We start from the raw sequence: 21,032 nt of genomic DNA, 5'->3' as shown, positions 1-21,032 counted from the left end.
CGATGACTGTGCGTTACACCGATCAGCATGAATGGATTGCCGCCGATGGTACGGTGGGCATCACCCAATACGCCGCCGAACTGTTGGGCGATGTGGTGTTTGTCGAACTGCCAGAGGTGGGCAAGGTGCTGGCCAAGGGGGATGTGGTTTCGGTGGTGGAAACTGTCAAGGCCGCCAGCGAGGTGTACAGCCCGGTGGCGGGGGAAATCACCGCACATAATACCGTGCTGGGCGAAGATCCGGCCAGGCTCGGTGCTGCCCCCGAAGGGGAAGCCTGGATTTTCAAGATCAAAATCGCTGATCCCGCGGCGCTGGATGGGCTGATGCCTGCCGAAGCCTATGCTGCTTTTGTGAAAGGGCTCTAGATGCGCTATTTGCCGCTACAGTCTGCCGACCGTGCCGCCATGCTGGCGCGTATCGGTGTGCCTTCTGTCGATGCGCTTTATGCCGATGTGCCTGCGGCGGCGATATGCCCGCCGCAGGATTTCGACCTGCCGTCGCATAGCGGCGAAATCGAGGTCGAGCGCGATCTGAAACGGCTGGCAAGCCACAGCGTGACCGATGCGGCGTGTTTTTGTGGTGCCGGGGCCTATCGTCATCATGTTCCCGCCAGCGTCGATCATCTGATCCAGCGCTCGGAATTCCTCACCTCCTACACACCCTATCAGCCGGAAATCTCGCAAGGCACGCTGCAATATCTGTTCGAGTTTCAGACCCAGGTGGCGCTGCTGACTGGGATGGAGGTGGCCAACGCCTCGATGTATGACGGCTCGACCGCAGCTGCCGAAGCCGTGCTGATGGCGTTGCGTGTGACGCGTAAATCCAAGGTGCTGGTGGCCGGTTCCCTGCATCCGCATTATGCCCAGACCATCGATACGCTGGCCGGTTTGCATGCCACCATCCACCATAGTGTGGTTCAGCCCGGCGTGGCGGATGTGCCGCTCGACAGCCTTGATGACAGTGTGGCGGCGGTGGTGGTGCAGAACCCCGATGTCTTTGGTACGGTGCGGGATCTGACGCCGATTGCCGAAGCCGCCCATGCCAAAGGCGCGTTGCTGATTGTGGTGGTCACCGAAGCGGTGTCGCTTGGCCTGATTGAATCCCCCGGTGCCATGGGGGCCGATATTGTGGTGGGCGAGGGCCAGTCCATCGGTAACGGTCTGAACTTTGGCGGGCCCTATGTCGGCCTGTTTGCCACCCGGGAAAAATATGTCCGCCAGATGCCGGGGCGTTTGTGCGGCGAAACGGTCGATGCCGATGGCAGGCGCGGGTTTGTGCTGACCCTGTCAACGCGCGAGCAACATATCCGCCGTGAAAAGGCCACCAGTAATATCTGCACCAATTCGGGTCTGTGCGCGCTGGCGTTCAGCATTCATCTCACCCTGCTGGGCGAGGCGGGGCTGGTCAGGCTGGCGGCACTGAACCATGCCCGCGCCGGCATGCTGGCCGACGCGCTGACCAAAATTCCCGGCGTTGAACTGGTAACAGAAGCCTTCTTCAACGAATTCACCATCCGTCTGCCCAAAGCGGCCGCGCCGGTCACGGAATGTCTGGTGGCTAAGGGCATTCTGGCCGGGGTGCCGGCGTCACGACTTTTGCCCAGAGATGGGATGGAAAATTACCTCATTGTTGCCGCCACTGAAACCATCAGCGAAGCAGACATTGCCGCCTTCGCCACGCATTTGCAGGAGGTGTTGTGATGACCTTTTCCGGCGATAAGGGCCTCGATCACGAGGAAGGCTTGATTTTCGAACTGGCGCGCGCTGGGGCCAGTGGTGTCGATCTGCCTGATACTGTGGTTTCGGATGCCCGTCTGGGCGGGGCTCGGCGCAAAGGGGGGATTGGTCTGCCGGGCTTGTCGGAACCCGAAGCGGTGCGCCATTATGTGCGGCTGTCGCGCAACAATTATGCGATTGATTCCGGATTCTATCCGCTCGGCTCCTGCACCATGAAGCATAATCCGCGGCTCAATGAAAAGATGGCCCGGCTGCCCGGCTTTGCCGATGTCCATCCGCTGGCACCGCGCGCTGCCACACAAGGGGCGCTGGCGTTGATTGCGCTGCTAAGCGGCTGGCTGCAAAAGCTCACCAACATGCCAGCGGTGGCGATGTCGCCCAAGGCCGGAGCCCATGGTGAGCTTTGCGGTATGCTGGCGATCCGTGCCGCCATTGCGGCGCGCGGCGAGCACCGTCCCCGCGTGTTGGTGCCGGAATCGGCCCATGGTACCAATCCAGCCACGGCGGCTTTTGCCGGCTTCACCGTCGATCAGGTCAAGGCGGGGGCCGATGGTCGGGTTGATGTCGAGGCCCTGCTGGCCAAGCTTGGCCCTGATGTCGGCGCCATCATGCTGACCAACCCCAACACCTGCGGTCTGTTCGAACGCGATGTCATTCGCATCGCCGAACTGGTGCATCAGGCGGGCGGCTATTTCTATTGCGACGGGGCCAATTTCAACGCCATCGCGGGCCGCGTGCGCCCCGGGGATCTGGGCGTTGATGCCATGCATATCAACCTGCATAAAACCTTCTCGACCCCGCATGGTGGCGGCGGGCCGGGGGCCGGGCCGGTGGTGTTGTCGGCGCGTCTGGTCCCCTATGCTCCGCTGCCGCTGCTGGTCCATGACGAACAGGGGTTCCGGCTGATCGAGGATGTGGCCGATGCCCCCGCCGGGGCCCAGCCTTTGGGGCGCATGTGCGCCTTCCACGGTCAGATGGGTATGTTTGTGCGGGCGTTAAGCTACATGCTGAGCTTTGGTCTGGATGGCATCCGTCAGGCCAGCGAAGATGCCGTGCTGTCGGCCAATTACATCCTTGCCAGCCTGAAGGATGTGATGAGCGCGCCCTATCCCGGCCCCTGCATGCATGAGGCGCTGTTTGATGAAAGCTTCCTGCAGGGTAGCGGGGTGGCGACCCTCGATTTCGCCAAGGCGCTGATCGACGAGGGCTTCCACCCGATGACGATGTATTTCCCGCTGGTTGTCCATGGCGCCATGCTGATCGAGCCAACCGAGTCTGAATCCAGGGAAAGTCTCGACAAGTTCATTGCCGTGATGCGGGCTCTGGCGGGCGAGGCTAAGGCGGGCAATACCGAACGGTTCACCGCGGCCCCCAGTCTGACGCCACGTCGTCGGCTGGATGAAACCCTGGCGGCCCGTAAGCCTGTGCTGCGCTGGAAAGCCCCTGCGGCGTAACGGCGGCTTTATATAACAGTCGGATAAACCTGTTGGGGGCGGTGAAACGGTACGGTTTTGCCGCCCCCGGCCGTTTTGAATACGCCTGAAGGTAGAGTTGGTCAGGGCTTTTGCGTTCTTGGTTGTGTATTAACCGTAACAAACTCTTTAGACTTGCGTCGCAAGGATGAGGGCCGGTCGCCGAATCAGGCGATCTTCGTATGGCTGTGGCGTTGCGATGGCTAAAACCAGGGATGCTTTAAGCGAGCCGTGGGCATGACTGAGCCGGAAAAGAAATTCGAGGCCCAACTGGCCACCGCGATAGCCCGCCACAATGCCGGCGATGTCGCCGCTGCTGCGGCCTTGTATCAGAGCCTGCTGCCCCAGGGGGGCGAAAATTTCCAATTGCTGTTTTTGCTCGGCACGGCGCTGTTGCAGCTTGGTGATGCGGCGTCGGCGGTTGGGTTTCTGGAACAGGTTCTGGCGCAAATCCCCGAATCCACCGGGGCACTGATTAACCTTGGTTTGGCCCGCCAGAAGTTGGGCGAGCCCGAGGCCGCGCTGGCCGCCTTCTGCCGTGCCATTACGCTGAAGCCTGATTTTGCTGAAGCCTATCAGAGCCTCGGCGTGCTCTTACGCGAGATGGGACGGCTGGAAGAAGCTGCCGGGGCCTTTGCGCAGGTGGTGCAGTTAAAACCCGATTTTGCCGATGGTGCCTATAATCTGGGTCTCTGCCTGCAGGGGTTGCGCAAACCGGATCTGGCGCTGGAGGCGTACAACCGGACCATTGCCGCCGATCCCCGCTATATTGCCGCCTATAATAACCGCGCCATCCTTCTGCGGGCCTTCAAACGGTATCCCGAGGCGCTGGCCGATTGCGATCAGGCACTGGCGTTAAAAAGCGACTATCCCGAAGCGCTGATTAACCGGGGCTGCACTTTACGTGATATGGGGCAGGCTGAAACGGCGTTGGCCTCCTTCGATGCGGCGATTGTGGCGGCCCCCGGCTCAGCGATGGCCCATGGTGGGCGTGGCGATGCGCTGAAAAGTCTGGGGCGGCTGGAGGACGCGCTGGCGTCCTATGGTCAGGCGCTGGCGCTGAACCCGGAATATGCCGAAGCCTATGTCAATCGCGGTAATGCACGGATGCAGCAAGGCGCGTTTGCGGCTGCGCTGGGCGATTACGAACGCGGGGTGGCACTACGTCCGGAATCTGCGGCGGGGTGGAATAATCGCGGCAATGCGTTGTGGAAGCTGGGGCAGCTGGAACGGGCCGAGAAAAGCTTTACCCGCGCTTTAAGCCTTAATCCCGATTTTGCCGAATGCCATAATAACCGCGCCTGCGTTTTGAAAGAGATGGCCAGCTTCTATCAGGATGGCGTGCTGGTGCATGGCCTTGATGAAGATAACCGCAGCAATGTGCGGCGTAACCGCGCTTTGCTGGTGGAGGCGTTGGCGGCCTGTGACCGGGCGATTGCGCTGCGGGCGGATTATGCCGAGGCCCATTTGAACCGTGGCCATGTTCTGGCCGATCTCAACCGGCAGGCCGAAGCCCTGGATGCCTATGATCGCGCTATCGCGCTTAAGGCTGAGCTGGTCGAAGCCTATAGTGGCCGTGGTAATGTGCTGATCGAGATGGGGCGCTGGGACGAGGCCTTGGCTGCCTATCACGGTGCCATCGCCATCCGGTCCGATTTTGCCGAAGGCTATAACAATCTCGGTAACTTACAGAAGCTGTTGCGCGATTTTGCTGGCGCGCGGGCTTCCTTCACGCGGGCGATTGCGCTGGAGCCCAGGAACGCCTCGATGCACTGGAATCTGGCGCTGCTCGAACTGGCCGAGGGCAATTTCAAAACCGGCTGGGAACTTTATGAATGGCGCTGGCAGCGTGAGGTTTTTGCCAAAGAAAAACATGATTTCGCGGTGCCGCGCTGGCTTGGCAAGGAAGATATCCGCGGTAAGCGGATACTGGTGCATGCCGAACAGGGCTTTGGTGATACTGTGCAGTTCTGCCGCTATCTGCCGCTGCTTGTCGCCCGTGGGGCTAAGGTGATTTTCGAGGTCCCCCGGCCCCTGCTGCCGCTGATGGCCAGCCTTGAAGGCGATATCACGCTGGTCGCCAGAACCGAAGCGCTGCCGGAATTTGATTACTACACCGCACTGATGAGCCTGCCGCTGGCTTTTGGTACCGAGGTGGCAAGCATTCCCACCTCTGTCCCCTATCTGTCGGCTTCGGCGGATGCGCTGGAACGCTGGAACACCCGGCTTGGGCCGAAAACCCGCCCGCGCATTGGTCTGGTGGTGTCGGGTAAGCCCGAACACGCCAATGATCGTAACCGCAGTATTGCACTGGCCCGTCTGGGGGGCTTGCTCGATCTTCCGTGCGAATTCCATCTTATTCAGAAAGAGCTGCGGGGCGATGATGCAGACTATCTGAAATCACGGCCACAGCTGCACAATCATAGCGATGCGCTGACCGATTATGGTGAAACCGCCGCGCTGGTGGCGCTGATGGATGCGGTGGTGTCGGTTGATACCTCGGTTGCCCATGTTGCCGGTGCGCTGGGCAAACCGCTTTTCCTGTTACTGCCCTGGGTGGCGGACTGGCGCTGGTTTGTTGGGGCTGATGACACGCCGTGGTATCCGGGGGCGCGGTTGTTGCGCCAGCCGGTGCAGGGTGACTGGCAAAGCCCGATTGCGGGATTGGTCAATATCATCCGGTCACAGTTCGTTGCGGGGACGCCATGACGGGTGCGCCCGCCGATCCGCCCCCCCCCACGCAACAGGCGGCCGCCCTGCAGGATGCCGGACAGCGCGCTTTGCGTCAGGGACAGAATACGGAGGCCGCGGCACTGCTGGCCCAGGCGTGTCATCTGACACCGACAGCGGATCTGTTCAGCGATCTGGCAGTGGCGCTGCAGCGCTCGGGCGATCTGTCCGCTGCGCTGGACTGTGTGACAGTCGCCGGGGCGCTGGGTAACACGGCCGAAATTTCCTATAACCGCGCCAGTCTGCTGTTGATGCTGAAGCGCCCGGCCGAGGCCTTGGCCGATTTCGACCGTGCACTGACGATGCGACCGGACTATCTTGACGCCCATGTCAACCGGGCGGCTACGCTGGCCACGCTGGGGCGGTTGGAAGATGCCATTGCCGCGTATGGTGACGCATTAGCGCTTTTGCCCGCAGATCAGACTGTGATGGCCGGCATCGCCTATCGCATGGGCTATCTTCTGCAGCAGTGTAATCGGCTGACAGAGGCGCTGGCGGCCTATGATCAGACTTTGTCCTGTCATCCCGCCCATAGCCCGGCTGCCAATAACCGCGGCGTGGTGCTGCAGGGACTGGGCCGTAACAGCGAAGCGCTGGCGGCGTTTCGTCAGGCGGTGGCGGCAGATGGCGACAATGTCGACGCTTTGGTCAATCTGGGGGCGGCGTTGCTGACCGATCAGCAGCCTGATGCCGCTCTTGCGGCGCTCGATGGCGCCATCGCACGGGATGTCACGATAGCCGAGGCCCATCAGCATCGTGGCACCGTGCTGAAAACGCTGGGCCGTGTGGCAGAGGCTGAATCAGCCTATCAAAAGGCGGTGGCCTTAAAACCCGATTTTGCCGAAGCCCACGCCAATCTGGGTTTGATGGCCATGGCGCGGGATGATTATGCGGCCGCAGTGGCGCATCTTGGGGCCGCCATTGCGCGCAATCCGCTTTCACCGGAATATCACTGTAATTACGGGCTGGCCGAGCAAGCGTTGAAAAATACTGCGGAGGCACGGGCGGCGTTTTTGCGGGCGATTGCTCTGGCCCCTGATAATGCGTCGATGTCGTGGAATCTGGCGCTGCTGGAACTGGCCGAGGGCAATTTCAAAACCGGCTGGGAACTTTATGAATGGCGCTGGCAGCGGGACGTTTTCGCCAAGGATAAGCGCAGTTTTTCCGTGCCGCGCTGGACCGGCACAGAAGATATCGTCGGTAAGCGGATTCTGGTGCATGCCGAACAGGGCTTTGGCGATATGGTGCAGTTCTGCCGCTATCTGCCGCTGCTGGCCGCCCGTGGTGCCAAAGTGCTTTTTGAAGTGCCCCGTCCGTTGCTGCCGCTGATGAAAAGCCTTGAAGGCGATATCACGCTGGTTGCCCGCGGTGATGCGCTGCCGGAATTTGAGTACTACACCGCGCTGATGGGCCTGCCGCAGGCATTTGGCACCGTGGTGACCAGCATTCCCGCCACGATCCCCTATCTGTCGGCATCGGCGGATGCGCTGGAACGCTGGCAAAAACGATTGGGGCCGAAGATCTGCCCCCGCATTGGTCTGGTGGTGTCGGGTAAGCCCGAACACGCCAATGACCGCAATCGCAGTATTGCGCTGGCCGAGTTCGGTGACATGCTCGATCTTCCGTATGCGTTTCATCTTATCCAGAAGGAACTGCGGCCCGACGATGCCGCGTTGGTAAAATCCCGGCCACAGCTTCATTACCATAGTGCGGCGCTGACCGATTATGGCGAAACCGCCGCGCTGGTGGCGCTGATGGATGCGGTGGTGTCGGTTGATACCTCGGTGGCCCATGTGGCCGGGGCGCTGGGCAAGCCGCTCTACCTGCTGCTGCCCTGGGTGGCGGACTGGCGCTGGCTTCTTAACCGGGATGACACGCCATGGTATCCGGGGGCGCGGCTTTTGCGCCAGCCGGAGCAGGGCGACTGGCAAAGCCCGATTGCCGCCGCGGCCGGGGCGCTTACCCGTGATACAGTTTCAATACACCCAGTATGATAGTGTGTGACCATGACTGATACGAACCAATCTGGACCTGATGCCGTTTTGCGCGCCGCTGTGGCGTTGCAGAATGCTGGCCGTTTGCCGGAAGCGGCAAGTCTGTACCGCGAGCTGGTGCGCCAGTTCCCCCAACATCTGCAGCTGCTCAATGTTCTGGGCACACTGGAACTTCAGATGGGCGAGGCGAAAAAATGCGTACTGCTGCTGGGGCGTTCGCTGGGCTTTAACCCCAATCAGCCCGGCGTGCTGTTCAATCGCGGTCTGGGGCTGATGGGGCTTGGTTGTCTGGACGAGGCGATGGACAGCTTTGAAAAGGCCGTGGCGCTGGATCCGTCCGATATTGATGTCTGGCGTAAGCTGGCCGATGTGCAGGCCCGTCTGGGCAAGATTATCCCGTCGCTGGAAAGTTTCTCGCGCATCATCGCCATGCAACCGCAATCGCCAGCAGGCTATTATGACCGCGGCACCATCCTGTTGCGGCTCGGCCGCCCGGCGGAAGCGCTGGCCGATTTTGATCGGGCGCTGAAAATCCGTCCTGATTATCTCGAAGCCCATATCAACCGGGGCACCGCGCTGATGAACCGGGGGCGGCTGGAAGAAAGCCTCGCCGCCTTTGATGCGGCCATCGCGCTGGTGCAGGGCTGCGCCCCGGCCCATCTTAACCGCGGGCGGGTGCTGGAAAAGCTTGGGCGGTTGCAGGATGCGCTGACGGCCTATGATACGGCGGCACTACTCGATCCCAACGATGCAGCGGCCCATTATAACCGGGCCTGTCTGCTGGTCGGTAACCGGGAGTATGAGGAGGCTTTGGCGGCACTTGATAAAGCGGTCGCGCTCGAACCGCGCCATGGCGAGGCTTATAATAACCGTGGCAATGTGCTGATTTCTTTGGGGCGGCTCGAAGACGCACTGGCCAGTCTCGACCGTGCCATTGCGCTGAACCCGAAGAATGCCGAGGCCTATACCAACCGCGGCAATGTCCTGCGCGAACTGGCCCGGCCGGATGAAGCGCTGGCCAGCTATGATCGCGCCATTGCGCTCAGCCCGGACTATGCCGAAGCGCTGGCCAACAAATCGATCTCGCTATTGCAGGCTGGGAATTTTACCGAGGGTTTCAAGCTCTATGAATATCGCTGGAAGTGCGAGGTGCCGCGGCGCGCGTTTCTCAACTTCTCGGACGATCTGCAGCGGCGCTTCAACCAGTCGGCCTGGCTCGGGCGTGAAGATATCGCTGGCAAAACCCTGCTGATCCATGCCGAGCAGGGCCTCGGCGATTCCATTCAGTTCTGCCGTTATGTGCCGCTGCTCCAGAAAACCGGGGCCAAGCTGTTGTTCGAGGTGCCCGATGCCCTGCGCGGCCTGATGGGCAGCCTGAAAACCGATGCCGAACTGGTTGGTCCCGGCAGTGTGTTGCCGCCGTTTGACTGGCATACCCCGCTGATGAGCCTGCCGCTGGTTTTCGGCACCAGGCTTGAGACCATTCCGGCAGATGTCCCCTATCTGGCGGCAGACAAGGCCAAAACTATTCTGTGGCGCCGTATGCTGGGCGAAAAACAGCGCCCGCGCATTGGTCTGGCCTGGTCGGGCAACCCCGAACATACCAACGATCATAATCGGAGTATTCCGCTGGAAATTCTGGCGCCGTTGCTGCGGCTGCCTTTCTCTTTCTATGCGCTGCAAAAAGATATCCGCCCTGCCGATGCCAGGCTGCTGGCGACGATGCCCGAACTGAAGGTGCAGCGGGCCAGGCTGGATGATTTTTCCGATACCGCTGCGCTGGTCGGTGAGATGGATCTGGTGATCTCGGTCGATACCTCGGTGGCGCATCTGGCCGGGGCGCTGGGCAAGCCGGTCTGGCTCATGCTGACCGCGGTGGCCGAATGGCGCTGGCTGGTCGGGCGGGACGACAGCCCGTGGTATCCTACGGCCCGGCTGCTGCGTCAGGAAAAGCGTGGCGACTGGCCCGGTCTGATCCAGACCATTGCAGACCGACTGATGCAGACAGATTTCTCCCGCTGATGCACAGTTAAAGACCATCTGCCCTGCCCCAACACCGATTCGTCTTCGGGTGCAATTCAGGGTGGTGTGCGTCTGCGTGCAATTTATGGTTACGATTTGCTTGCGCCCGGTTTATCCTGCCGCCGTTGAGGCGGCACCAGCGCAAGGCAATAGAAGCCCGTTTCGTATAAAAAAAACGGACTTTTTTGCCGTCTTGTCATGCCGTTGGCGCAATAAAATGGCAAAACCTATCGGCGTGCGGTCTTTTCCTTGCCGATGTGGGACGGAGCCGATACAAGTCCGTTGAGTAGCAGGGTCATCATGAATCAGAAACCAATCCGTCCCAAAGCGCGCCTTCCGCGCGGCTTTCGTGATCGGCTGGCCGGCGAGATCGCCGCCGAGCAGCGCCTGATCGCCATTATTCGCCAAGTTTATGAATCCTATGGGTTTTCACCGCTGGAAACCCCAGCTTTCGAATATACCGATGCGCTGGGCAAGTTCCTGCCCGACGTCGACCGGCCCAATGCCGGGGTGTTTTCGCTCAAAGACGACGATGATCAGTGGCTGTCGCTGCGCTATGACATGACCGCGCCGCTGGCCCGCCATGTCGCCGAGAATTTCCAGTTCCTGCCCAAGCCGTTCCGCCGCTATGCGGTCGGCCCGGTGTGGCGCAATGAAAAGCCCGGTCCGGGGCGTTTTCGCCAGTTTATCCAGTTCGATGCCGACACGGTGGGGTCCAACTCCCCCGCGGCAGACGCCGAACTGTTGATGATGCTGGCCGATACGCTCGAGGCGCTCGGGCTCAAGCGTGGCGACTATGTCGTCAAGCTCAACAGCCGTAAACTGCTCGATTGCCTGATGGTGGCCGCCGATCTGCCCGCTTCAGAAACGGCCCGCCGCGGGATTGTGCTGCGCGCCATCGACAAGCTCGACCGGTTGGGTGATGCCGGGGTGCGGGCGCTTCTGGGGGCGGGACGCAAAGATGAATCCGGCGACTTTACCAAGGGTGCCGAATTGTCAGACGTGGCTGCCGCTAAGATTCTGGCGTTTCTGGCCATCGGTCAGGCCGAGGATTTCGCGGTCAAGCTCAAAGATGTTCTGGGCGAGAGTGATGCGGCAGTCGACGCGATCGCCGAGATCGAAACCATTGTGCAGCTGTGCCGCCTGAACGGTTTCGGCACGGATCAAATCGTTCCCGATACCTCGATCATCCGTGGCCTCGACTATTACACCGGCCCGGTGTTCGAGGCGCAGCTGACCTTTAAAGTCAAAAATGACGAAGGTCAGGAAGTTGTCTTTGGATCTGTCGCGGGGGGCGGGCGGTACGACGATCTCGTCGCACGCTTCACCGGTCAGACCGTCCCGGCCACCGGCGTTTCCATCGGCGTCAGCCGTCTGCTCACCGCCATGACCCAGCGCGGGTTATCCGGCGAAGAGGCCCCGCTGGTGGTCGTGCTCAATATGGGCGAGCCAGCCGAGAGTTTCGCACTGGCGCGGGATTTACGCGCCGCAGGTATCCGGGCAGAAACCTATGTCGGCAACAAGAAGGTGCCCGATCAGCTGAAATATGCCGACAAGCGCGGCGCGGCCCTGGTGGTGATGGAAGGCTCGGACGAGCGCACCGCCGGTCAGGTCACGATCAAGGATCTCAAGAAGGGGGCCGAGCTGTCCAAAGCGATGGAGAGCCGGGCCGAATGGGTTGGCGCACGCGCCGCACAGGTTTCGGTGCCCCGCACTGATCTGGTGGCGCAGGTGCAGGGTTTGCTAAGAGGGGCGTAAGGTATGCCGACATTTCCGACGTTGGAGCAGGACAAGATCACCGCGCTGGAAGATATCAGCACGTCGATCCTGGGGGTGTTTCAGGACAAGGGGTATGGTCGTATCCAGCCATCAATCCTGCAACCGGCGACATTGTTCGTCGACCGCTCCGGCGAGGAAATCCGTAGGCGGACATTCGAGCTGACCGATCCGGCTGGCAGCGAATTATGCCTGCGCCCCGATCTGACCATTCCGGCCTGTAAATATGCTGTCGACAGCAAACGGCCCTTACCGGCCCGGCTGTGCTATCGCGGGCCGACCTTCCGCTATCGCGCCGAAAACGAGCCGGGGCAATTTGCCCAGACCGGTGCCGAACTCTTGGGGCTGGAAGATCGCGTCGCCGGTGAAACCGAAATGCTCACCCTGACGGTGGAGGCGCTACGCGCCTCTGGTCTGCGCAGTTTCCAGATGATCATCGGTGATCTGCAGATGTTCTCCACCCTAGTCGATGCGCTGGAGGTGCCGGAACAATGGCGCGGGCGCTTAAAACGCCATTTCTGGCGCACCGGCTATTTCGAAGCGTTGCTCGACCGCATGGTCAAGGGCGCGGGCAATGATGCCGAACGGGTCATTGAAGATCTGCATAGTCTGAAGTCCGCCGAGCTGCGCCCCGCCATCGAGGCACTGCTCGATAAAGAGGTCGAGGCTCCGATGGCTGGGCGTTCCCGCGAGGAAATTATCGACCGGCTGATTTTGCAGGCCTCCGATGGTACCTCGCCCCGGCTCAAGGCGTCAGTCGCCGATATGATCAAAGGGTTTCTTGCCATCAAAGGCCCCGCGCCGCAGGCCCTGGCCGAGGTTCGCAAGCTGACCAAGTCTGTCTTCATCACCATGGAAAAACCGATCAAGGCGATGGAACAGCGGCTGGTAACCCTGGAAAAGCTCGGTGTGCCGTCGGGTAAGATTACCTTTGTCGGTCATTTTGGTCGTAACCTCGAATATTACACCGGCTTTGTGTTCGAGTTCTGGGCGCGCGCCGGGGGCGGCGCACTGGAAGTGGCCGGTGGCGGCCGTTATGACACGCTGATGGAGGCGTTGGGAGGGCCGCGCGGTACCACCGCCGTAGGCTGCGCTTTGAGTCCTGAAAAGATTTTTGCCGCCCGGGGAGGTGCCCAATGAGTGAACCCTTGACGTTGGCCATTCCGTCCAAAGGCCGTCTGCGCGATCAGCTCAGCACGCGGCTGTCCAAGGTCGGCATTTCAATGACCCAGGTCTCGGGCGCGCGCGGCTATCGCGCCGTGGTCGATGGCTTGCCCGGTATCGATGTTATGTTGCTGGCGTCGTCCGAAATTGCCGCCGGCCTGGTGTCGGGCGATGTCCATCTTGGCGTCACCGGTGAAGATCTTATCCGCGAAACCTCGCCCGATATTGAAGGTCGGGTGTCGTTGCTCAAGCCGCTCGGTTTTGGTTTCGCCGATGTGGTGGTGGCGGTGCCGCGCAGCTGGATCGACGTGTTCACCATGGCAGACCTCGACGATGTCTGCGCTGCGTTTGCTTTGAAAAATCGCCGCCGCCTGCGCGTGGCAACCAAATATGCCCGGCTGACCCGCCGCTTTTTTGCCCGCGCCGGGATTGCCGATTACCGCATTGTGCCCAGTTCCGGGGCCACCGAAGGCGCGCCCACCGCGGGTACGGCCGAAATCATTGTCGATATCACCTCGTCCGGTTCGACGCTGGTGGCCAATGGCCTCAAGATTCTCGAAGACGGTGTGATCCTGAAAAGTCAGGCCCAGCTTGCGGTCGGTCATCTGGCCGACTGGGATGATGAAAAGCGCATCATCGCCAATCAGTTTTTATCGAAGCTGGGCGCCGCGCTGCCGTAAGGTGCGCGGGTTTATTTCGTTCATGGTGGTCCCACGTACCTTCGCCCACGCCGGGGATGGCATGTGGTGTGACGGGTATCGTTTGCGTCCGTTACTTCCAGCCTGAATTTGGCCCAGCGCCCTGGCCCGGCGAGATCGGGCCAGAGGCAATATCGGGATCGGCCATATGGGCCTTTTTCCAGCGCATAGCCGTCAGAATGCGGGTGCGTCCTGACGGGTGGTCGTAAAACCACAACTCCTCGAATGCGGTGGGGTCAAGCTTGCGATAGGTGCTGAGTTTCAGCGCAACCTCGGCAAAGGCGTCGGGCTGACGTGCGGCGTTGAGGCCGAATACATCGGCCTGTTGTTCCGCCGTGCGGGTGATGGTGTTGAACACCGGCGTGGCCCAGAACATGAAAAACGAGAACAGCGCCACCATCAGCGGTAACCCAGCCGGATCGGTTTCGCCGCTGATGCCCCATTTCACGCCAAAACGCTTCATCAGCGCGCGGAAAGAATGGGCCACCAGCGCAAACAGTGCCGCCAGCAAAAACGCAAATTCGAGAAGCATGAGCCCGACATGGTTCATGACATAGTGGCCGATCTCGTGCCCCAGCACGGCCAGCACTTCCGACGGGCTGCACTGATCGAGCAGATTGTCGTTCAGCGCGATACGCGTGGTGCCAAGAAAGCCCGCAACATTGGCGGAAATCCGGTTAGTCTGGCGCGAGGCGTCATAGACATAGACATTCTTCGCTGGCACGCCGTTGGCATGCGCCAGTGAGATAATCGCCGATTTCATGCCGCTGTCGGGCAGGGGGCTGTAATGGTTCAGCAACGGCTCGATAAATACCGGCTGGATCACCAGAAGGAAGGCAAAAAAGGCAATGCTGAGCCCGGTGCCCCACAGCCACCACAGTTTTTTGGCTTTTTTTGCCACGGCATAAATCAGGCTGATCAGCAGGCTGAGCCCGATCAGGCTGAGTGCGAACTGAATGGCAAAATCCCCGACCCAGCCGCCGAAACTCTGGTTCGACAGGCCATAGGCATGTTCGCGGAAAAAGCCTTCATATATCGTCAGCGGCAGTGTCACCGCCGTGCTGATCCCAAGATAGGCGGCGACGAAGGCCGGTGTTTGTAACCAGCGGCGTGATATCCGGTTGCGACATCCATCGCGCAGCCGGGCGGCAAAGCCGGTGAGCAGGAAACCAGCGGCCACCGCCAGTGCGTAGATCATATCCACCACCGACAGAATATAACCGCCCTCGAAATAGGCGTCGGATTTGGCCCGGGCCGCACCGCTTACCTTGGCCAGATAGGCGTCGGTAATGCGCACGGGATCGAAATTTTCTGATCCCACCGGTGGCAGCGGCACAATCTGCACGTGGGTCGTCGGGGCGGCGTGGGGGGGCATATCCTGCGCGGTGGCGGGTGTCGTCACCAGGGTAAGGCTGGCAAGAAACAAAAAGACCAGAAAATGGCTGGTTTTGACCAAATGCCTGGCCAGTACCGTATGCGACATACCAACCTCCACGAGATTCCTGCACGCCTGCGTCCGGGGCGTAACCATACGCCGGATGCAGCGCCTCAGCGTAACGCGGTTTCTTGCTTAAAGCTTTATACAGTGTTCGCCCACGAAAAAATATGCGATGACGAGACGGGCTTTGGAAAATAAGGATCCTTGCGCCATGACGGATGTTGGTTTTCTCGATCACGAGGGCGAAAAGCTCGCTTATATCCATACGGATGGCACAGGGCCGGGGCCCAATGTCGGTCTGGTCTGGGTCGGGGGCTTCCGCTCCGATATGACCGGCACCAAGGCGGCCTATGTTGCCGATTGGGCGGCCCGTCACGGCAAGGCCTGCCTGCGCTTTGATTATTCGGCCCATGGTCGTTCCAGCGGTGACTTCGCGGCGGCGACGATTACGCGCTGGCGGGATGATGCGCTGGCGGTTTTCGACACTTTTACCTCGGGCCGGCAGATTCTGATCGGCTCCAGCATGGGCGGGTGGATTTCCAATCTGCTGATGCGGGCGCGGCCTGAACATATCGCCGGTGTCATCTGGCTGGCGCCGGCCCCGGATTTTACCGATGATCTGATGTGGGATGTCTTGCCGCCCGAGGTGCAGAAAACCATCTGGGAGACCGGAGCGTGGGATTATACCGACGAGACCGGCACCTATCCGATCACGCGGGCCTTCATTGAAAGCGGGCGGGCCAACACGGTGCTCGATAAAACGATCACGGTGGATTTCCCCATTCGTATTCTGCACGGCATGAAGGACCAGAGCGTGCCGTGGCAGCGTAGCCTTAAACTGGTCGAGAGTATCGCAGGCGATGTGCGGCTGACATATTTGAAAAACAGTGACCACCGTTTGTCGACACCGTCTGATCTGACCTTGCTGGGCGAGACGATCGCCGCCCTTTATGCGGAGATCGCACAATGAAACGCTTGATTGTTCTGTTCTGTACCGCAGCGGCCCTTGCGGTTCCGGCCGCGGCAGAGAATTTCAACGATTATAACGGCTGTATCCGTCTGACGCAGAAGAATCCCAAGCAGGCGCTGGTTGAAGCGACCCAATGGCAGGCGGGCGGCGGTGCGGCCCCGGCTACCCATTGTCTGGCGCTGGCGATGATTGCGCTCAAGCGCTATGGCGATGCGGCCAGCCGGCTCGACAGCCTGTCCAAGGGCAAGGACATTGGCGCTTCAGACGAGCGGGCGGCGCTGGCCGATCAGGCCGGTAATGCCTGGTTACTGGCCGGTCAGCCGCGCAAGGCGGTGGCATCTTTCACGACCGCTTTGTCGCTGACACCCAATGATGTTGAAATGCATGCCGGTCGGGCCCGCGCCCGCGCTCTGGTCAAGGATTGGTATGGGGCCGAGGCCGATCTGTCCGCCGCAATTCTGATCGATCAGGATCGGGCGGATCTGTTGTCGTTGCGTGCCAGTGCCCGCCGTGCGCTGGGCCATCAAACCGATGCGGCGTCGGATATTTTGCGTGCGCTGACGCTTTATCCCGATTATCCGGCGGCGCTGGTTGAACGCGGCAGCATGAAATACGAGGCGGGCGACCGCGTCGGGGCGCGCAAGGATTGGCAGAAAGCGGCCAGGGGCCGGGGCGATGCGGCGCTGGCGGCCAAGAAGCTGATTCAGGAAATGGGGCCGGACCCCAAACCGATCACGGTGCATTAATCGCATTCCATTCCGTCCGCACATCTGCATCAGTTTCGGCGGGCAGGCGCAGTGTTTTCTGCCGCATGGCTTCCTGCGGATCGAGTTCGCCCAGCGCCCACACTGTGGCGCCACGTACCAGCGCCGAGGCATCATCCAGAAGCCGGATAATATCGGCCATCAGGTCGTGGCGGGGTGTGTTGGCAAGCGCGATCAGCACGTTGCGGATGAAACGGTCCCGGCCAATGCGTTTGATCGGCGAGGCTCGGAACAGTGCCCGGAAGCCGGCATCATCAAGGCCGATGAAATCCTGCACGTCCATCGCGGCAAGGCCGGGGCGGGGCATGAGCTGCGGATCAGCCCCCATTTTGGCAAACTTGTTCCATGGGCAAATCGCCAGACAGGCATCGCAGCCATAAACGCGCGGGCCAATTGGGGCCCGTAAGTGGCGTGGTATGGGGCCTTTATGCTCGATGGTCAGGTACGAGATGCACAACCGTGCATCCATTTCGCCCGGTCCGGTCAGCGCCCCGGTCGGGCAGATCGCAAGACAGGCATGACAGGCCCCACAATGATTCGTAGTCGGACGATCAGGTGGCAGTTCCAGCGTGGTAAAAATTTCAGCGAGGAAAAACCAGTTGCCGAGCTCGCGGCTGATCAGGCTGGTGTGTTTGCCCTGCCAGCCGAGCCCGGCCTGTTCGGCCAGGGATTTTTCCAGTACCGGCGCGGTATCGACGAACACTTTGACCTCGCAGCCAAACGCCGTGACCATCCATCCGGCCAGTGTTTTAAGGCGTTTCTTGATGACATCGTGATAATCATCGCCCAGCGCATACGCGGCTATGGCGTTATCCCCGCGTCCGTCCGCAGGCGGATCATAGCGCATCGCCAGTATAATGACGCTTTTAGCCTCGGGCCACAGGGTTTGGGGATCGGCCCGCTTTTCTTCGTTGCGTGCCAGCCATTCCATGGTGCCGTGGTATCCGGCTGCCAGAAAACGACGCAGGCGGCCCCCAGCATCCGCAGGCAGTGTCGGCGGGGCTATGCGGATCAGGTCAAAGCCTTCCGCTGTTGCCGCCGCCCGGATCGCGGTCAGTGTGTCGGCAGGCGTCGGGATTTCAGAAGTCGAGTTCGGCATAATGCATCACCGGCGGTTGGCCGGGGACGCGGTCGGCCAGAAGCGAGCGGAAAGCCGGGCGCGATTTGATGCGCATATACCACTCCCGCATGGCGGGATAATCATTCCATTTCACTTCGCCGAAATAGTCGAGCGCCGACAGATTGGCCCCCAGCGCCAGATCGGCGATGGTGCAGGCCTTGCTGGTCAGGTTGCCGCGCTCCTCGACAATGGCGCCATAAGCGGTCAGGGCTTTGTGCAATTCCTCGCGCCCTTTGCGGATGACGTTCATATCCGGTGTCGAGCGTGACGGGGCACCGGTAAAACGCGGATTGGCTTTTTCAAACACGATGCGCCGGGTGACGATTTCGGGAAACACGCCCATCATCAGATCAAGCCAGCGCAAGGCCTCGCGCCGTGTGGCCGTATCTTCGGGGAACAGCGGATAGTTTTCATATTCGCCTTCAAGATGATCGACGATGGCCCACAGGCCCTCGCAGCGGGTTTCATCCTGATCGACGAAGACAGGCAGATGCGCCGACGCATCCTCCGCCAGCAAATAGTCGCAGGCGAGGCGCTTTTCCCCAATCATAAGACGCGCCAGCCGCGAAGCCGGCGAAAAAACAAGATGAATGATGCGTCGCATGGCGGGTACTTTACGGTATCGTAACGCCGTCGCAAAGTGAGTTTATCATGCTTTTTTAAAGATAGCTGTGTGTCCGCTGCGGATGGGTAATCGCCACAAAATTTAATGGGTTGTCGCTTGCGGATTTTAAGGGCGCGGATCTGTCCCAGGGCTGGCCAGATGGCTATGCTTGACAGGGATGGGGCAAATTATAATATAAATCATAGGTACGGACCCCGCCGGGTAGGAGCCTTGCGGCGGGGCTTTCGCCTCTATTTGAGACATGCTGCCTACCGTAAGGCCGGTGGCGCGGATTTGCCTGAAAACGGGGTTCTTCACGGTTCCTAACAGTCTGGATCAGAGGGCGTTTTGCTCCGGCCGTGCCGGGGTGAGCTGCCACGAAAACACATATGGCCGGTTTGTGATGAGCGATTCGAAATTAAAGTCTCAGACTTTCACCATGCCTGACGGGCGCAGCCTGCATTTATATGGTGATTTCTCCAACCCGCCCGCGTGGCCGGAGGGCGAGGGCCAGCATGTCCTTGGTCATTCCCATCGCCGCTGGCACCCGGTGCGCCGCGAATGGGTGGTCTATTCCGCGCATCGCCAGACCCGGACTTTTAAGCCCGCCGCCAATGCCTGTCCTTTGTGCCCGGAAGCCCCCGATGGCGAGATCCCGGTTAAGGATTTCTCGGTGGCGGTGTTCGACAACCGCTTTTCCTCGCTGCAGAAGCATTGCCCCAAGCCCGAACCGATTGCCGGGCTGGATGCGCTTGGCATTGCGATCGACAGTGTTGCCGGCAATTGCGAGGTCATCGTCTATTCCGCCGACCATACCGGCAAGATGGGTACCTTACCGGCGGAACGGCGTGAGCTTCTGATCCGCGTCTGGGGCGACCGCGTTAATCGCCTGATGGCCGAGTTGCCCGACGTCGAAGTGGTAATGCCGTTTGAAAACCGTGGCGAGGAAGCCGGCTGCACACTGCAGCACCCCCACGGCCAGATCTATGCCTTCCCCTTCATGCCGCCAGTCATCGGCACCATGGCGCAGAGCTTCAAGGACGGCTATTCGATCCAGCCGCTGACGCAAAGCAAGACCTATGCGGTGGGCGAGACTGAAACCGTCACGGCTTTTATTCCGCCCTTCGCACGCCTGCCTTATGAAGTGTGGATTGCGCCCAAGACGTTCCGTGCCCGCCCGTCCGACATGACCGATGCCGAGGTTCGCGATTTCGCCGCTCTGCTTGGTCAGGTGCAACGCCAATACGATGCCTTCTTCGGCCGCGATTGCCCCTATGTCATGCTGGCCTACGCCGCCCCGCGCGGCATGGAAGCTTTCTTCCCCTTCCATGTTGAATTCTATCCGAGCTTGCGCACTGCGACGAAGCTGAAATTCCTGGCCAGCGTCGAGCAGGGGGCTGGCTCGTATCTGGTCGATATGCTGCCGGAACAGGCGGCTGAAAATCTGCGTAATGTTAAACTGGAGGGTTCCCTGTGAGCAGCTTTACCGCCAAGGCGCCCGCGCGCGCCAATCTGATCGGCGAACATACCGATTACGCCACCAATGGCGGGCATGTGCTGCCCACGCCGCTGCCGTTCTACACCACGGCCACCGTCACCGAAGAAACCGGCCCTGCCGGATCGGTGACGCTGACCAGTGGCCGCTTCCCGGACGAGAAGCTGGTGCTGAACACAGCCGAGCCCCCGCGCGATGGCTGGACCGATTATGTCATGGGTTCGGTCAAAACCGTGGCGGAAAAGGTCAAGCTGCCTGCGCTGTCGATCCATATCGAAAGTGAAGTACCGTTTGGCAGCGGGATCTCGTCATCAGCGGCGCTGTGCGTGTCGGTGATCCGCTCGCTCAAAGGGCTGTACGGACTGACTTTAAGCGATGAAGAAATCGCCCTGATGGCCCATGTCGCTGAGCATGATTTTGTCGGCGTGCCGTGCGGTAAGATGGACCAGTTTGCGTCCTCGGTCGGACGTCCCGGTCAGGCTTTATTGCTCAACACCAAGACGCTGGCCTATCAGCAGTATCCGCTGCCCCCCGACGAGGTGGTGATGCTGGTCGATTGCGGCAAGAAGCATGATCTGGCCAAAGGTGGCGGCTATCGCCAGCGCGTAGCAGAATGCACTGCAGCGCGGGATGCGCTTAAAGTACAGACTCTGTGTGAACTGACCGAAGCAGACCTGCCCAAGGTAGAAGCTTTGGCCGATCCGCTGATCCGTAAGCGTGCCCGCCATGTCGTGACCGAAAACCTACGTGTGCTGGCATTCGTCAAAGCCTTGGAAGCGGGCGATGTGAAGACCCAGGCGGCGCTGATTGCGCAAAGCCATATTTCACAGCGCGATGATTTTGAAGTTACCATCCCGGAAATCGATGCGTTGGTTGAATCCTCCAACCGTTTCGGCGTCAATGGCGCGCGCATTTGCGGCGGTGGTTTCGGTGGTTCGATCATTGCGTTGGTGGCGAAGGATCAGACCGATGACTGGTGGGCGTTTGTGTCCAAGGAAAATCCGCAAGGCCGCCTGATCTCGACCTACGGCCTGAAAAAAGCTCAGTAA

16 protein-coding genes are annotated in these 21,032 nt (G+C 60.5%); 13 read left to right on the top strand and 3 right to left on the bottom strand.

From position 1 onward, the window contains the following. The first annotated feature begins 2 nt into the window (after window positions 1-2). From gcvH to hisG, 9 genes are all read left to right on the top strand, one after another. Window positions 3-365, top strand: coding sequence for a glycine cleavage system protein GcvH (gcvH, locus tag ACZ5RI_RS14260; RefSeq protein ID WP_464513870.1), 363 nt, complete (start codon window positions 3-5; stop codon window positions 363-365). Next, entirely contained in the window at window positions 366-1,700 is a 1,335-nt protein-coding gene (gene gcvPA, locus ACZ5RI_RS14255) for an aminomethyl-transferring glycine dehydrogenase subunit GcvPA (RefSeq protein ID WP_464513869.1), read from the top strand. Beyond that, window positions 1,700-3,190 carry an aminomethyl-transferring glycine dehydrogenase subunit GcvPB gene (gene gcvPB / locus ACZ5RI_RS14250; protein WP_464513868.1) on the top strand — a complete coding sequence of 497 codons (1,491 nt, stop codon included), beginning with the start codon at window positions 1,700-1,702 and terminating at the stop codon, window positions 3,188-3,190. The genes gcvPA and gcvPB overlap by 1 nt, the downstream gene beginning before the upstream one ends. Window positions 3,191-3,445: 255 nt before the next feature. After that, window positions 3,446-5,917 carry a tetratricopeptide repeat protein gene (locus tag ACZ5RI_RS14245; protein WP_464513867.1) on the top strand — a complete coding sequence of 824 codons (2,472 nt, stop codon included), beginning with the start codon at window positions 3,446-3,448 and terminating at the stop codon, window positions 5,915-5,917. Beyond that, window positions 5,914-7,932 carry a tetratricopeptide repeat protein gene (locus tag ACZ5RI_RS14240; RefSeq protein WP_464513866.1) on the top strand — a complete coding sequence of 673 codons (2,019 nt, stop codon included), beginning with the start codon at window positions 5,914-5,916 and terminating at the stop codon, window positions 7,930-7,932. Before ACZ5RI_RS14245 ends, ACZ5RI_RS14240 begins: the two co-directional genes overlap by 4 nt. A gap of 12 nt (window positions 7,933-7,944) precedes the next feature. Further along, window positions 7,945-9,954 (top strand): tetratricopeptide repeat protein, encoded by a 2,010-nt coding sequence (locus tag ACZ5RI_RS14235; protein WP_464513865.1) that lies wholly within the window; start codon window positions 7,945-7,947, stop codon window positions 9,952-9,954. A gap of 300 nt (window positions 9,955-10,254) precedes the next feature. Then, window positions 10,255-11,712, top strand: a complete 1,458-nt coding sequence (gene hisS / locus ACZ5RI_RS14230; protein ID WP_464513864.1) for a histidine--tRNA ligase — start codon at window positions 10,255-10,257, stop codon at window positions 11,710-11,712. Between the two features lie 3 nt (window positions 11,713-11,715). Beyond that, window positions 11,716-12,870 carry an ATP phosphoribosyltransferase regulatory subunit gene (locus tag ACZ5RI_RS14225; protein ID WP_464513863.1) on the top strand — a complete coding sequence of 385 codons (1,155 nt, stop codon included), beginning with the start codon at window positions 11,716-11,718 and terminating at the stop codon, window positions 12,868-12,870. Beyond that, window positions 12,867-13,574: an ATP phosphoribosyltransferase gene (gene hisG / locus ACZ5RI_RS14220; protein ID WP_464513862.1), complete on the top strand. Its 708-nt coding sequence runs from the start codon at window positions 12,867-12,869 to the stop codon at window positions 13,572-13,574. Before ACZ5RI_RS14225 ends, hisG begins: the two co-directional genes overlap by 4 nt. A gap of 91 nt (window positions 13,575-13,665) precedes the next feature. Here the strand turns inward: hisG and ACZ5RI_RS14215 are convergent, their stop codons facing one another. Continuing rightward, window positions 13,666-15,075 (bottom strand): M48 family metallopeptidase, encoded by a 1,410-nt coding sequence (locus ACZ5RI_RS14215; protein WP_464513861.1) that lies wholly within the window; start codon window positions 15,073-15,075, stop codon window positions 13,666-13,668. Window positions 15,076-15,241: 166 nt separating this feature from the next. Here ACZ5RI_RS14215 and ACZ5RI_RS14210 point away from each other — a divergent pair, with 166 nt between their 5' ends. Together ACZ5RI_RS14210 and ACZ5RI_RS14205 are read left to right on the top strand one after the other, a co-directional pair. Beyond that, window positions 15,242-16,000 (top strand): alpha/beta hydrolase, encoded by a 759-nt coding sequence (locus tag ACZ5RI_RS14210; protein ID WP_464513860.1) that lies wholly within the window; start codon window positions 15,242-15,244, stop codon window positions 15,998-16,000. Further along, window positions 15,997-16,746, top strand: coding sequence for a hypothetical protein (locus ACZ5RI_RS14205; protein ID WP_464513859.1), 750 nt, complete (start codon window positions 15,997-15,999; stop codon window positions 16,744-16,746). Before ACZ5RI_RS14210 ends, ACZ5RI_RS14205 begins: the two co-directional genes overlap by 4 nt. Here the strand turns inward: ACZ5RI_RS14205 and queG are convergent. After that, the gene (queG, locus tag ACZ5RI_RS14200; protein ID WP_464513858.1) at window positions 16,733-17,863 is read right to left on the bottom strand and encodes a tRNA epoxyqueuosine(34) reductase QueG; all 1,131 of its coding nucleotides are present in this window, start codon (window positions 17,861-17,863) and stop codon (window positions 16,733-16,735) included. The genes ACZ5RI_RS14205 and queG overlap by 14 nt on opposite strands. Then, window positions 17,844-18,434: a glutathione S-transferase family protein gene (locus ACZ5RI_RS14195; protein ID WP_464513857.1), complete on the bottom strand. Its 591-nt coding sequence runs from the start codon at window positions 18,432-18,434 to the stop codon at window positions 17,844-17,846. The genes queG and ACZ5RI_RS14195 overlap by 20 nt, the downstream gene beginning before the upstream one ends. A 457-nt stretch (window positions 18,435-18,891) precedes the next feature. Here ACZ5RI_RS14195 and galT point away from each other — a divergent pair, with 457 nt between their 5' ends. Together galT and galK are read left to right on the top strand one after the other, a co-directional pair. After that, window positions 18,892-19,965: a galactose-1-phosphate uridylyltransferase gene (galT, locus tag ACZ5RI_RS14190; protein WP_464513856.1), complete on the top strand. Its 1,074-nt coding sequence runs from the start codon at window positions 18,892-18,894 to the stop codon at window positions 19,963-19,965. Further along, window positions 19,962-21,032 carry a galactokinase gene (gene galK, locus ACZ5RI_RS14185; RefSeq protein WP_464513855.1) on the top strand — a complete coding sequence of 357 codons (1,071 nt, stop codon included), beginning with the start codon at window positions 19,962-19,964 and terminating at the stop codon, window positions 21,030-21,032. Before galT ends, galK begins: the two co-directional genes overlap by 4 nt.

This window comes from Micropepsis pineolensis, from assembly GCF_055392125.1.
The sequence above is the reverse complement of the archived record's forward strand: the minus strand, read 5'-3'. Positions and strand labels throughout refer to the sequence as shown.

Coding starts and splice junctions, on each gene's coding strand:
- gcvH (WP_464513870.1), top strand. CDS start 3: ATGACTGTGCGTTACACCGATCAGCATGAATGGATTGCCGCCGATGGT.
- gcvPA (WP_464513869.1), top strand. CDS start 366: ATGCGCTATTTGCCGCTACAGTCTGCCGACCGTGCCGCCATGCTGGCG.
- gcvPB (WP_464513868.1), top strand. CDS start 1,700: ATGACCTTTTCCGGCGATAAGGGCCTCGATCACGAGGAAGGCTTGATT.
- ACZ5RI_RS14245 (WP_464513867.1), top strand. CDS start 3,446: ATGACTGAGCCGGAAAAGAAATTCGAGGCCCAACTGGCCACCGCGATA.
- ACZ5RI_RS14240 (WP_464513866.1), top strand. CDS start 5,914: ATGACGGGTGCGCCCGCCGATCCGCCCCCCCCCACGCAACAGGCGGCC.
- ACZ5RI_RS14235 (WP_464513865.1), top strand. CDS start 7,945: ATGACTGATACGAACCAATCTGGACCTGATGCCGTTTTGCGCGCCGCT.
- hisS (WP_464513864.1), top strand. CDS start 10,255: ATGAATCAGAAACCAATCCGTCCCAAAGCGCGCCTTCCGCGCGGCTTT.
- ACZ5RI_RS14225 (WP_464513863.1), top strand. CDS start 11,716: ATGCCGACATTTCCGACGTTGGAGCAGGACAAGATCACCGCGCTGGAA.
- hisG (WP_464513862.1), top strand. CDS start 12,867: ATGAGTGAACCCTTGACGTTGGCCATTCCGTCCAAAGGCCGTCTGCGC.
- ACZ5RI_RS14215 (WP_464513861.1), bottom strand. CDS start 15,075: ATGTCGCATACGGTACTGGCCAGGCATTTGGTCAAAACCAGCCATTTT.
- ACZ5RI_RS14210 (WP_464513860.1), top strand. CDS start 15,242: ATGACGGATGTTGGTTTTCTCGATCACGAGGGCGAAAAGCTCGCTTAT.
- ACZ5RI_RS14205 (WP_464513859.1), top strand. CDS start 15,997: ATGAAACGCTTGATTGTTCTGTTCTGTACCGCAGCGGCCCTTGCGGTT.
- queG (WP_464513858.1), bottom strand. CDS start 17,863: ATGCCGAACTCGACTTCTGAAATCCCGACGCCTGCCGACACACTGACC.
- ACZ5RI_RS14195 (WP_464513857.1), bottom strand. CDS start 18,434: ATGATTGGGGAAAAGCGCCTCGCCTGCGACTATTTGCTGGCGGAGGAT.
- galT (WP_464513856.1), top strand. CDS start 18,892: ATGAGCGATTCGAAATTAAAGTCTCAGACTTTCACCATGCCTGACGGG.